The sequence below is a fragment of the Cohnella cellulosilytica genome (assembly GCF_042431195.1).
Taxonomy (GTDB): domain Bacteria; phylum Bacillota; class Bacilli; order Paenibacillales; family Paenibacillaceae; genus Cohnella; species Cohnella cellulosilytica.
Window position 1 is genome coordinate 328,805 of record NZ_JBHMDN010000010.1, and the last position, 12,839, is coordinate 341,643.

Consider the following 12,839-nt stretch of genomic DNA (forward strand, 5'->3'; position numbering starts at 1 on the left):
ATAATATTAGCATACTTCAATTGGACGAGGTGACACGATGAAGCGAACACGGCCGGCTCGTCTTTCCTTGCTTCTGGCGCTGCTCGTCGTCGCGGGCTGCGCGCGGCCTCCCGCCGCCGTGCAGCCGAAGGCCGACCCCGTCACGCTGAAATATATGCATATGGGCGTTGCCTCCGATGGCAGAGACCGCAACCGCTACGTTATGCAAGCGTTTCCAAATTTGGTCGAGGAGCGTTATCCGGACATCCGCATCAAGACGGAAATGCTGCCCGAGGACGCGTATACGAAGTCGCTGCTCATGCAGCTATCCGCGGGCGAAGGACCGGATTTCTTCGAATGGTGGCCGATGCGGCAGCTCGAGGAGCTTGCCGGGGCGGGCTACCTGCAGGATCTGACCGGAATGGATATTCTCCAGGCCTTCTCTCCCGAGGCTCTCCGAGGGTTCACCGTAGACGGCCGGGTGTACGGTCTTCCCAAGGGCTTCAGCATGATGGGGGCGTGGTACAACAAGGATTTGCTGCAGCGGCACGGCTATCGGGAATGGCCGGGGGATTGGGACTCGTTCCTGGAGCTATGCGAAACGCTGAAGCGCGAAGGGATTACGCCGATCGTCATGCCGGGCAAGGATTGGTGGTTTCTCCAGTTCGGACTGTATCCGCTGGCGGGGTCGGTCATCTATCCCGAGGAGCCCGATTTCGATCAGCAGCTTCTGACGGGAAACGCAACGTTCGCCGACTCGAAATGGCGTGATGTGCTGCACATGTTCAAGCTGCTGTACGATCGCGGCTACATTGCCCCCGGTTCTCTGGAGACCGGGGCGGCCCAGGCCGCCGCATGGTTTAACGAGGGGCGGGCGGCTATCGTCTTCGGAGGCAATTGGGATTACGACAGCTTGACCGTATCGGAAGGCTCGGACTCGGAACCGGGCCTGGGCTCCGACTCCGACTCCGACCCCGTCGCTCCTGCCGGCTCCGCTTCGTCCGCCGCCGCGTTCGAACGAGGCTTCATGCCCCTGCCCGGCAACGCTCCGGGCAAGCCTTTGTACCTGTCGGTCGGCCCGGCCGGAGGAACCGTCATCAGCAAGAACACCCGCAATCTGCCGGAAGTGCTGGACGCGCTGGCCTACCAATTCGAAGCCGAGTCCCCGCTGCGCGGCGAATTCAGGCGGCAGTACCGCGCGTTCCCGATGTCGCCGGGCGAAGACCTGGGCATAGCCGAGTTCGCCGGTTATGCGGATCTCATGCGGAGCGGCCGATTCGTGGCGTTCAGCAATCAGGCCTGGCCGGTCGGTGTGGCGGAGGCGATGTGCGCCGGCTTTCAGGACTGGCTTGCCGGAGAGGGCGACGCCGACGCGATTCTCGCGGCGATGGATCGCGAGCTGCTGAGGGCTCGCTGAGCGGTACCTTTGGAAAGTATACTTCAACTCCTTAAAAGAATAGACTCCCCGCCTTCTATAATGATGACCATAAACACTTCGAGTGTTTACGGTCATCTTTCGTTAGACGGGGTCGCAGCCAGACCAAAAAACATGATGGAGGTAACGGTATGAAAGAACAAAAGATTCGCGGAACGGCGATGGCATGCCTGGCATTCCTGCTCGTATTCTCGACCGCTTGCTCGCAGAAGGACAACGGTTCGTCCGCCGAGCCGTCCGCGGCGGCCCAAACGGGAAGCGCTTCCCCAAGCGCGGAGCAATCGCAGCAGACAGCAAGCAGCGAGGACCCGTTCGGCAAATACGATCCCCCGATCGAAGTCTCGGTCGTCAGCTCGACGGGCACGAACATCCTGTTCGCGGACGGCGAGAGCATTAACGACAACATTATGACCCGGACCTACAAGGATATCCTTGGCATTCAATTCGTGAACAAATGGGTGTCCGACGCTTCCCAGACCGTGGAGAAGATGAACCTGTCCATCAACACGAACAATCTCCCCGACATCTCCAAGGTCGATCTCAACCAACTGCACCGCATGATCAAGCAGGAGCAGTTGGCCGACTTGACCGAGGTGTACGAGAAGTACGCTTCTCCCCTGCTGCGCAAAGCGATGGAGTACGGCGGAGGAGAAGGCTTCGAGGCCGCGAGCCTGAACGGCAAAATCTACGGCATGCCCGTACCGGTCGACTACTTCGAGAACGTGGCGATCATGTACATCCGTCAGGATTGGCTGGATAAGCTGCAGCTGCAGCCGCCGAAGACGATCGACGAGCTGACGGCCGTCGCCAACGCCTTCGCGCAGCAGGACCCGGACGGCAACGGCAAGCCCGACACGTACGGGATCGCGCTGGACAACGCGCTGGGCATGGGCTTCGACGGCGTATCGGCCGCATACCGGGCGTACAGGGGCATGTGGATCAAGAACAGCGACGGCTCGCTGGTGTACGGCAGCGTTCAACCGGAAATGAAGGAAGCGCTGGCCAAGCTCCAAGAGCTGTACAAGACGAAGGCGCTCGATCAGGAATTCGGAGCCAAGGATTGGGGCAAGGCGGCCGACGATATCGGCGCCGGCAAGGGCGGCATCTACTTCGGGGCGTTCTGGCAGCCGCTGTATCCGCTGTCCACGACCTTGACGCATACGCCGGATTCCGATTGGAAGGCTTATCCGATTCCGGCGGGCCTGGACGGAATCGTCGCGCCGAAACGGCCGACGAACGTTCTCACCTGGATGGTCGCCCGCAAGGATATGGAGCAACCGGAAGCGCTGATCAAGTCGATGAATCTGTGGGCGGAAATGTGGATCGAAGGTGGCAAATACAACGATCTGTTTTACAAAGAAATCCAGGGCAGCGAGAAATATAAAGGCAAGGAAATCCATCAATACGCCAAGCCGTACTTCTTCGACGATCCGGGCAAAAACATGATCATCGGCAAGCAGTTCAGAGCGGCGATGGAGAAGGACGATGGCTCGCTGGTCACCCACCCGGACGGACAGTGGAAATGGGACGCGTACAAAAACAATGAACCGAACGGCTGGGCGTTCATGAAGTACCTGACCGAATCGGAATCGGTGCTGGAGCAGTACGGCGACAATTTCGTCAACCAGGCGTTCCTGGGCGCGCCGACGGATACGATGGTCAAACGGCTTGCCAACCTGAACAAGATCGAATCGGAGACGTTCACGAAGATCATTATGGGCAATGCGGGCGTCGACGAATTCGACAAGTTCGTCAAGCAGTGGAATCAACTCGGCGGAGAGGCTATCACGGAGGAAGTCAACGCCTGGGCGTCGTCCAAGTAAAAGGGTCAAAGCGCGGAGCTTCGCCTCGAAGGCAAGTTCCGCGCCTCTCTAGCGGAGGTATGGAATCATGAAGATAACGAGAAAAGACCGGACGTTCTTCCATCTGCTGCTGGCGCCGGGCATGTTGATCCTGCTCTTGTTCGCCTACCTGCCGATGATCGGCATCGTCATCGCCTTTCAGGAGTTTAATCCGACGCAAGGCTTCTTCAAGTCCGAATGGGTCGGCCTGGAGCATGTGCGGTTCCTGTTCGAGCTTCCGGATACGATGCAGACCGTGCGCAATACGGTCGAAATCTCGCTGATGAAAATCGCGGCCGGGCTGGTCGTGCCGATCGCGTTCGCCCTGCTGCTCAACGAGGCCAGAATCGTGTGGTTCAAACGCACGGTGCAGAGCCTCGTCTATTTGCCTCATTTTCTGTCATGGGTCATTCTGGGCGGCATTCTGATCGACGTGCTTTCCATTAACGGAGGGGTGTTCAATCAGATTCTGGCCTCCTTCGGCCTCGAACCGATTTTCTTCTTCGGGCACGAAGCGTGGTTCCGGGTCATGCTGATCGCAACCGACGTCTGGAAGGAATTCGGCTTCTCGACGATCGTGTATTTGGCCGCGCTGACGGGAATCAATCCGGCGCTGTACGAGGCGGCCTCGATCGACGGAGCGAGCCGCTGGCAGCGGGTCGTCTATATTACGCTTCCCGGCATTCTGCCCGTCGTCGTGCTGATGTCCACTTTAAGCCTCGGCAACGTGCTCAACGCCGGCTTCGACCAGATTTTCAACCTTTACAATCCGATGGTCATCGGCACCGCGGACATTATCGACACTTACATTTATCGCATGGGTCTTATTCAAGCGCAGTACGGGCTGGCCACCGCCATCGGACTGATGAAATCGCTGATCGGCTTCGCGCTGATCGTGACTTCTTACCGGCTGGCTTACCGCTACGCGAATTACCGCATTTTCTAAAGGACGGAGCGACGCCATATGAGAATACGCCTGCACCGCTTCCAGGCTTTCGACCTCTTGAATTACGTCTTGCTGGCCGCCGTCTCCCTGCTCTGTCTCGTCCCGATCTGGCATATCGCCATGGTCTCCTTGAGCGGGGAGGGCCCGGCCAACCAGTATATCGTCGGCCTGCTCCCGATCGAGCTTAACTTTAACGCCTACGCCAACATTTTGCGGCTGGACAAATTCTGGGACGCTTTCGGCGTATCTGCGACTCGGGTGCTGCTGGGCGGTCTGATCAACTTCCTGCTGACCGTCATGATGGCTTATCCGTTGTCCAAGGAGAGCAGCTATTTCCGCAGCCGCAACATCTACATTTGGGCGCTTGTCTTTACGATGCTGTTCAGCGGAGGGCTTATTCCGGCCTATATGGTCATCAACGAGCTGCACCTTATCGATACGATCTGGGCGCTTGTCCTGCCGGGGGCCGTTCCCGTGTTCAACGTCATTCTGATGATCAACTTCATGCGCCAGCTTCCCAAAGAGCTGGAGGAAGCCTGTCTCGTCGACGGAGCGTCGCAATGGGCGATCATGACGCGAATTTACGTGCCGCTGTCGCTGCCGGTCATCGCGACCGTCACGCTGTTCAGCGTGGTCGGCCATTGGAATTCCTGGTTCGACGGGTTGATCTACATGAACCAGACGTCGAATTATCCGCTGCAGACGTACCTGCACGTCGTACTCGCTTCCCGCAACCTCGTGAACGCCGACCAGAATTCCGTCATGGCTTCGCTGACGAATCGCTCGGCGATTTCGGCGCAGATCATTTTGGCTTCGCTGCCGATTCTGATCGTGTACCCGTTCCTTCAACGCTTTTTCATCCACGGCATCGTGATGGGGTCGGTGAAAGAGTAGACTCGCCAGCCGGTTCGGCGCGATTGCCGCGTTCGGACCGGCGGCGTATCCGGGGGGCAAGACGATTGCCGTCCGCATGCCGCGGGCAAGCTTATATCCCTGTGCATCCTACCGAGCTTCCTGCTGCTGGCTCGACCCGGTCCGGTCGCTTTTAGCCGTAATGACGTGGGACGTTCCGCTCTTCTCCTCATGTATTAACCGGCGGTCCCGATTAAACAGGCACCGCAGGAAATGAATGGCGATCGCCATATCGAAAATGAACAGAACAAGCGCGAACAGCAGCATGAGAATCGGCGATATCCCATGGGCGCCCGACCGAATAAACGCCACGTTCGCTCCTCCCGCCAGCAAATAGAGAAGGCCGTACCTGGCGATCAGCTCGCGCAGGGAAAGCCGGTCCCCTTGTCCCTTCAGACGAATTCGCACCAGCCACTTGCCCGCCGTTAATCCGTTGGTCATATACGGAAGCGCGATAAAGTAGGCGATAATGATCCAGACATAGGAATACGGAACCCGCGCCACGGACAGCACCACAAAGAACGGCAGCAGAACGGCCCAGTCGAACAGAAAAGCGATCCCCCTCTGCGTATAGGAGACGCGTTTCTTGGACAAATCCGTTCGCTCGTCCAGCTTGTCGATCCGGGGCAGCCATCTGCCGAGCCATTCGGCGAACACGAAGCCGATCATTCCCCCCGCCGCGTTCATCATCAGATCGTCCACATCGAACAACCGGTACGGATAATCGTAGATGCCGTAAATGCCGGTAACCTGCGTAAGCTCGAAAAACAGCGACAGTCCCAAGGCGCACAGCAAACAGATCGCCCACCGCGTCCGAAAATAATGGCGCATGAACATCCCGAACGGAACCATAAGCAGCACGTTAAACTCGACCTGAAGGAAAGCCCGCTCCGTCAGAAGCCGAACATAGGTCGACGGACTGTCCAGTCTTGCTCCGGTCTCTCGGACAATATCCGTGACAAAATGAAACGGAACCCACTGCGCGTACGATTCCGCCTTCGGCGGCGAATTATGGATCGAATCCGGAAGCGGAAGAATAATCAGGTAAAAAGCGTTCATCAGATAGAGCAAAAATAAGTAGAGGATCAGCGCCCTATATTTATGAATATACCCGTGCCTGCGATACTGCACGACCAGAAAAGGCAGCGTAAACAGCGCCGCCGCAATCGGAAACGTATAGAAGGCATAGGAAATCGGAAACAAATAGAAATCGAGCATCGGTACAGCCCCTGCCGCGTAGAATCGGAAAGCTACTCTATTAATCTACCTTTACCAAATTATGCGATGGATATGCGAGCTTTGCAAATTCATCTTCAGCAGTTGGAAAACCGTGCAAAAAAACAACCGCCGACGACCGGAAACAGTCGGCGACGGTTGTTGGCAACCGAAATTCAATAGGTTTTACTTGTCGATCAATTCCGTCGTCTTCAGCAATCTCGCGATCAGCGCCGTTACTTCCGCGCGCGTCATGTTCGCTTTCGGCTTCAGCGTGTCCGCGCCGTTGCCTTGCACGATGCCCGCCGCGATCAGCTGCGCCACATCCGCTCTGGCCCAAGCCGCTACGTTCGCCGCGTCGTCATACTTCGCCAGCAATTCGTTAATCCGAGCTTCGCTCGGCGCCGCCTGCGGATTGACCAGATTCAGCGCCCGCGCCACCAGCGCAAAGCCCTGCTCTCTCGTAATCTGGCGGTTGCCGTAGAAGTTGCCGTCGTTATAACCGCGCACAATATCGAACTGGCTGGCAATCGCTACCGAAGTCCGGTACCAGGCCAACGTCGGCACGTCCGGATACGAGTTCTCCGGCCCGTTCTGACGCATCAGGCCCAGACCCAGAACGACGATCTCCGAGAACTCGGAGCGCGTGACGTTGCGATCGGGAGAGAACGTGTTATCTCCGTTGCCTGCGAGGCTCAGTCTGGCCGCGATGTTGTTCACGTCCGCTTGACCCCAATGGTTCTTCACGTCGTCGAAATCCTGCGGATTCCAGATAACCGAGTACGAACCGCTGCTGCGCAGATCGTTAATCCACGCGTAATAACGATTGTCGATCCTCGTCACCACAGTCGGCACGTGGAATACGCTGCCGTCCGGATTAACGATGACGCCTGTCGTAATTTTGTTCGGATCGATGCCTTCCGGCAGCGCGATGAACTTCGACGCGTAGCCGTTCAGCTGCTCCGCGCTTGCCGTCTGGCCGTTGTTCGAGAACGTCAGCGTCAGATCGACCGGAGGCACGAGCAGCTCGTAGCCCTTCTCCTGCGCCTTGCCGTTGGCACTGCCGATCAGCGCCTCGGAGGAGCGCTTGATGTCGATATGCACCGCGATGTCGTTCAGCGCTGCGTTGCCCAGTTGCCTGGACACGCCGTCCAGATCCATTTTGCCGCCCGGCACCGGGTAGATGGCCAGTGGATTATCGATCTCCAGGCTTGCGCCTTTGTCGGCGATCGCTTTGAGATCGGCTGCCGTCAGGCCGTCGACCTTCACGTCTCCTTCGTTCGGAGAGTGAATTTTCAGCTTCTGTCCGCTGCCTTCGGCCAGTTTTTCCAGCAGCTTGTCGCGATCTACCTGAGCCGTAGTTACGGCTCCCGCTCCCGTGCCGGTCGTCGTGCCGGTCGCGAATCCGCCGTCCTTGTCGTCAACGGAGGTTTGAATGCCCGAGTTGTCCTCCGGCTGTGCAGGCGTCCCGCCGCCAGAGCCGCCGCCATTGGAGCCGGAGCTGCCGCTGCCTGCTCTCGTAACGGTAATCTCGTATTCGGTTTCGTTGCCTTTATTGTCGGTCACTTTCACGATAAGGGTGTTCCTGCCGACATTCAGCGGCAGCAGGTCGCTCAACGTGCCGCTGTCGACCGTCTGCGGCGTGCCTCCGTTCACGGACACCTGGATCGTCGCTCCCGGATAGAGCGCCAGCGACTCCAGAGTTACGCCGTACACGCTGTTCGTAACGGATGCCGAATACTTGTACGTATCGCTGCTGAAGCCCGGAGTCATACCAACCGGCGTTCCGTTCCAGCTGTTCAGTTGTAGCGTCGACAGACCGGGGCGTTCCGTCGTGTCGACCACCAACGGCTTGGAGACCGTAAAGCTCTGATCGCCCTTCGTGGCCGTGGCTTCAATTGTATAGCCGCCATCGGCCAGATCCTCGCGAGGCGTGAACGACCAGCGGCCATCCGTATCCGCAGTTACGACAGTGGACAATTCATAACCGGCTCCGTCCTTGATGACAACCGTCACTGTCGAGCCTGCTTCCGCCGTACCCGCAATTGCCGGTCTTGGAACAGAAACCGTTGCCGCGCTCGGCGTCATAATTCTGAGTGCCGAAGCGAACGGGTCAAGTGCCGTTCTCTCGAAGTTAACGACAGGCACATGGTCTACACTCGCCAGGTTGCCGTTGCCATCGTATTTGACTTTGACCGTTTTATCCGCCACATCCGTTGCCGGAGGCAGCGTTAGCACAAGTTTCTTCTGATCCGAAGGGTCAATCGACCACCCGGATGGCGTAACGACAACGTCATCAACGGTTACCGTAAAGTCGGTCAAATCTGTCAGCTCGATTTCCTGATCGAACAGCAAAACCAGCTGATTCCCGTCCGTTTCCGATTGAATCAAGGTCACCGTTGTCGGAGCAGGCGTCCGCAGTGCCGCGACCTTGGCGATCAAATCATTCAGTGCCTGATCCACTTCCGACTGCGTCGCATTTCCGTTGGTCAACGTGCCTTGCGCGAGAAGCAATTCGTCCTGAAGCGCCTCCCACGTTTCCGATGTATAATCGGCTGGAGACAGTGTGCCGTTGATTTCCGCGACTTTTGCTTCCAGATCGGATTTATCCACTACAGTGACGGATCTGATCTCCGGTCCTGCAGAGACTGTGCCATCGGATGCCGTTACCCTTAGCGTATAGTTTCCGGAAGTTAGCGATGATGAAGGTGTAAACTCCCAGACTCCTTCAGCCGAAACGGTTACCGTCTGTTGGAGAGTGTCAGACGGATTTGCTGCGTTAATCAGCGTTACGTTTACCTCGGCTCCCGGAGTGCCCGTTCCGCTGATTATCGGCTGAGTTCCGACAATTTGCCCATCTATAGGCTCGTTGAGGTGAAGCTCTATGGGATTGCTATACTCCAACACGATTTTCGGAGGCGTTTCGTTTGCATAATTAACTACTGCAGTCGTATTGATATCGGCTGAGAAGTAGACCACATCCGTCACTGACGCCTGATATCCGCCTCCTCCTCTTGCAATCTCAATTGTTGGATACGTAACTTCATCTGGCATAATGCCGGCATAAACCCCTACCTTCGCTCCAGCTTCCATCTGGCGGGTCAGGGTTAGATAAGCAGCTTGGTAAGCTCCGTTATCGGCCTTGTTTTTCAAATATACATTACGCTGATTTCCTTGCGCATTCAGATTATTGTATACATAGGCCGTTCCGCCGAAGTCAAAGCGAGCTTGATCCGCACGGCCTCGCATATAAACCGCCACGTTACCTATTGTGTTATCATTCTCGTCCAATTCCGTACCTAAGAGCTTATTGTCTGTTATATATCCTCCTGTCATTTCAAAACGCGGGGTTTGATAGAGTCCAATTCCAACAATAACACCGTTGCTTCCGGTAATGACCTCATTTTCTGTAATCAAACCGCCTTCGATAGCGAGAACACCTCTAGTTCCTGCCCCCATTACCGATGGTGGATTATCTTTAAGATACCCTCTGACCTCATTGTTTCGAACCAGCGAGTCTTCTCTTATCGTGACTTTTGTAGAGCTTCCGTAAACCATTAATACCGCCGCGGTAGAACCGCTGCTAGCAGTAACAATATGGTTGCGAATCTCCACGCGATCCAGAAGAAGATTCGTTCCTCCCTGTGCATAGATACCGTATCTTGCGGCGTCTATCGCGACATTATTACCGTCAATGATTAAACTATCAAAGGTAACACTTCCGCCGTCAACAACGATCAGGTTAGCCGTCGTAAAGCTCTCGTCTCTTTTAATCGAATACTTGTGACCCGATGCAGACTGAACCGTTACCGTCTTTCCTGTCGCCGTAAAAGCTAACGTTCCCGTTAAAGTAATATCGCTCAAAAGGACGATCGTTCCGGTAGTGTCCACTTCAGCCAGCGCCTTGCTCAAAGTCGCAAACGGGCTTGCTTCGCTCCCGTCATTGTTAAAATCGTCCCCGCTTGCGGAAACGAAGATTTCGTCCCCTCCAGCCGCCAAAGAAGGCAAGGGGACAAGCAAAGATGACATTACAAGAAGCAACGCCAATAAAGACACTTGCATCTTCTTGATCGTTTTCAAGTCCAATCCTCCCGATAATTCGATTTTTTGCCCGGGAATCTACGCAAATTCCCGTTTTTCTGCAGTGACGAGTAAAAGTTTAACACCCCGCCCTAGACAAACCCTAGACAGCCCGCCGTGCGCAAAAAAGCCGCTCCCGAAAGGAGGACCATTCTCCCTTCAAGAGCAGCTTTATTATCCGTTTGTATCCGAGTCCGCGCCTCCTCAGCGATTCGGCGCGGGCGCAGCTTCCTCTCTCGTCTTCCAGCGTTCATACCAATCGGCGATCTCGGCGCTGACCGGCAGGTCCAGCTCACGCCCCATTTTCTCCTTCAGAAGCCAGTACTGCTCCTCGACGCCGGCTTGATCGCCCAGCACATCGTACAGCTTCATCAGCGAGAAATACGTGTCTTCCAAATCGGGGCATCTCTGCTGGATTTTCCGGTTGATCCCCACGGCCCTTTCCGGCATTCCTTGCCTTTCGTAGAATTCGCCCAGCTTGTTCATCTGAAGCTGCCACAGCAGTCTCAGACGTTCCCGTTCGTGCTCCGCCCACAAGTATTCATAGCCTTCGAGATAATCGCCCGAATACTTGTCCAGCACGCTTTCATATCGCTCGGCGCTATTCCCGTCCAGAGCGCCCAGGCGTCTGACTTCGTCTTCCCAAACCTCCGCGTCTACCCCGGCATCCCCAAGGTCCAGCTTGTAGCCGTTCTCAGGCTCTCCGGTATGGATAGAGATTCCGTCCATCCCGCAAGCCTTCAGGGTTTTGCGAATATGATAGATCGCGGTGTAGAGATGCTGAACCCCCTTGGACTCCTCGATCTCGGGCCACAGCAGCTCCAGCAGAACGCTCCTGCCGATCGGACGATTCCGATGATGAAGCAAGTATGCGAACAGCTCCTGCACCTTGTTGGTGCGCCACTTGGGAACCTGCTCCTCCGCACCGGGATGCTGGAAACGAAGTTGGCCAAAACAGCGGACGCAGGACGCGTTCGCCGCCGGAGCTTGCCGAGCGCGCTTGACCGCCAGCTTCTCGCCGACCCTCTCCATCGTCTGGCGCAATCTCTGCGCGTTCACGGGCTTTAGAACGTAATCCAGAGCATACAGCTCGAACGCCTTCACCGCATATTGATCATATCCGGTCACAAACACGATTTCGATGCCCGGCAGGATCGCCTGAATTTGTTTTCCGAGCTTTAATCCATCTATTCGGGGCATTTGGATATCCAGAAAAACCACGTCCGGGCGATGCTCCAGTATGCCGGAGAGAGCTTCGTACGGATTGGAATACTCGGCTGCGATCGTCAGCTCGTTCAGCTCGTTCAGCAGCACCTTTCTCAACCTTTTTAAGGCTAACGGCTCGTCGTCTACCAGGACAACTCTCACTCGCTCATCCTCCCCGGTCCGCCATATGGGTGATTTGCGCCGGCTGAATATCAACATAGCTTGGCTATCTCCTATCGGAAATATCGCTCTCGGCTCTTATTTCCCACACTATACCCCACTCCAAGAAACGTTGCAATCCTGCAAAAGAAACAGCCACTACCGACGGAGACCGTGGGTAATGGCTATTAAGGGCGCTGCTATTTACTTGTCTATCAGTTCCGTCGTCTTCAATAATCTTGCAGTCGATTACTCTACATTCGCAGTTTCTCTATCGCTTTCGGGCGACTACCGCCAGCCTGCCGTTTTCCGTTGAATACTCGCAGGTAGACAGAACAAGAAGCTGATCGCCGTACTGGGCGGTCACGCCCGTATCGTAGAGAGAGAATTTTTTTATGTTTTGGACATAGTCGTCGAATTCGGCGGGCGATCCTGCCTTCTCAACCTGATAATACTTAAAGACGTCGTCCGATTTGCGATACACCTCCGAGAGAATAACGGCTACAATCTCGTATTCCGCCTTCTCGTAGAGGGTGTCGAACCGGATCGCAGGATGCTCTTTGTAGTAGCTTTCCTTCTTGTAATTCAGCAGGTCCGCAAACATCATGCCGCTTTTCATGTTATGGCCGTGAAGCAGCAAAATGTCCGAATCGTCTATCCGGTTGTGAGCGTCCAAAAAGGGAAGTCCGTTTATGCTTTCCTGCTTATCGAAATCATGATTCAGATAATACTCCCCGTCCTGCGGATTCTGCATGACCGGATAATCGATGCGGGTGTTGTCGATGGCCAGCCAGCCGATGATGTCCGGGTTTCGTTCGTAGAGCTCCCGAAACTCGGGAAGCATGCTCGGCTCGTTCGCCTGCTTGAGAGAAAGCGGGAGCGTTCGCACCGTCCCGCTTGTGTCCGACTTTGACTTTTCCACCTGCCGCGCCAGCTCTTCGATTTGCCTCTGAGCCTGATAATCCCGCAGGAGATTCCGTCCAATGCCGATCAAAGAAAAGGCAAGCAGGAGAATGGAAAAGGCGATAAGTATTTTTTTCGTTTTGTTCATTTCCTTATCGCCCCT

General features: G+C 55.8%; 8 protein-coding genes and 1 pseudogene. 4 read left to right on the forward strand and 5 right to left on the reverse strand.

All coding sequences use genetic code 11. From position 1 onward, the window contains the following. Positions 1–37 precede the first annotated feature (37 nt). From ACFFT4_RS07570 to ACFFT4_RS07585, 4 genes are all read left to right on the forward strand, one after another. Positions 38–1,396, forward strand: coding sequence for an ABC transporter substrate-binding protein (locus ACFFT4_RS07570; RefSeq protein ID WP_378046403.1), 1,359 nt, complete (start codon positions 38–40; stop codon positions 1,394–1,396). A 149-nt stretch (positions 1,397–1,545) separates the two neighbouring features. After that, a complete protein-coding gene (locus ACFFT4_RS07575) occupies positions 1,546–3,237 on the forward strand; it encodes an extracellular solute-binding protein (RefSeq protein WP_378046404.1) in 1,692 nt (563 codons plus the stop codon). 67 nt (positions 3,238–3,304) lie between these two features. Continuing rightward, positions 3,305–4,201, forward strand: a complete 897-nt coding sequence (locus ACFFT4_RS07580; protein WP_378046406.1) for an ABC transporter permease — start codon at positions 3,305–3,307, stop codon at positions 4,199–4,201. An 18-nt stretch (positions 4,202–4,219) separates the two neighbouring features. Beyond that, positions 4,220–5,095, forward strand: coding sequence for a carbohydrate ABC transporter permease (locus ACFFT4_RS07585; protein WP_378046408.1), 876 nt, complete (start codon positions 4,220–4,222; stop codon positions 5,093–5,095). 108 nt (positions 5,096–5,203) lie between these two features. Here ACFFT4_RS07585 and ACFFT4_RS07590 read toward each other — a convergent pair whose 3' ends face one another. The 5 genes and pseudogenes from ACFFT4_RS07590 to srtB form a co-directional block, all read right to left on the reverse strand. After that, positions 5,204–6,331, reverse strand: coding sequence for a VanZ family protein (locus ACFFT4_RS07590; RefSeq protein WP_378046410.1), 1,128 nt, complete (start codon positions 6,329–6,331; stop codon positions 5,204–5,206). 183 nt (positions 6,332–6,514) lie between these two features. Next, positions 6,515–8,941 (reverse strand): S-layer homology domain-containing protein, encoded by a 2,427-nt coding sequence (locus tag ACFFT4_RS07595; RefSeq protein ID WP_378046450.1) that lies wholly within the window; start codon positions 8,939–8,941, stop codon positions 6,515–6,517. Positions 8,942–8,992: 51 nt separating this feature from the next. Beyond that, positions 8,993–10,390, reverse strand: a pseudogene (locus tag ACFFT4_RS07600) (Ig-like domain-containing protein); the annotation flags it as partial. Between the two features lie 222 nt (positions 10,391–10,612). Continuing rightward, on the reverse strand, positions 10,613–11,776 hold the full coding sequence (locus ACFFT4_RS07605; protein WP_378046412.1) for a response regulator: 1,164 nt from the start codon (positions 11,774–11,776) through the stop codon (positions 10,613–10,615). 268 nt (positions 11,777–12,044) lie between these two features. Continuing rightward, positions 12,045–12,824, reverse strand: a complete 780-nt coding sequence (srtB, locus tag ACFFT4_RS07610) for a class B sortase (RefSeq protein ID WP_378046413.1) — start codon at positions 12,822–12,824, stop codon at positions 12,045–12,047. Positions 12,825–12,839: the final 15 nt, after the last annotated feature.

What these genes read in the sequence shown, in the direction of transcription:
- ACFFT4_RS07570 (WP_378046403.1), top strand. Translation starts at nt 38, where the DNA reads ATGAAGCGAACACGGCCGGCTCGTCTTTCCTTGCTTCTGGCGCTGCTC.
- ACFFT4_RS07575 (WP_378046404.1), top strand. Translation starts at nt 1,546, where the DNA reads ATGAAAGAACAAAAGATTCGCGGAACGGCGATGGCATGCCTGGCATTC.
- ACFFT4_RS07580 (WP_378046406.1), top strand. Translation starts at nt 3,305, where the DNA reads ATGAAGATAACGAGAAAAGACCGGACGTTCTTCCATCTGCTGCTGGCG.
- ACFFT4_RS07585 (WP_378046408.1), top strand. Translation starts at nt 4,220, where the DNA reads ATGAGAATACGCCTGCACCGCTTCCAGGCTTTCGACCTCTTGAATTAC.
- ACFFT4_RS07590 (WP_378046410.1), bottom strand. Translation starts at nt 6,331, where the DNA reads ATGCTCGATTTCTATTTGTTTCCGATTTCCTATGCCTTCTATACGTTT.
- srtB (WP_378046413.1), bottom strand. Translation starts at nt 12,824, where the DNA reads ATGAACAAAACGAAAAAAATACTTATCGCCTTTTCCATTCTCCTGCTT.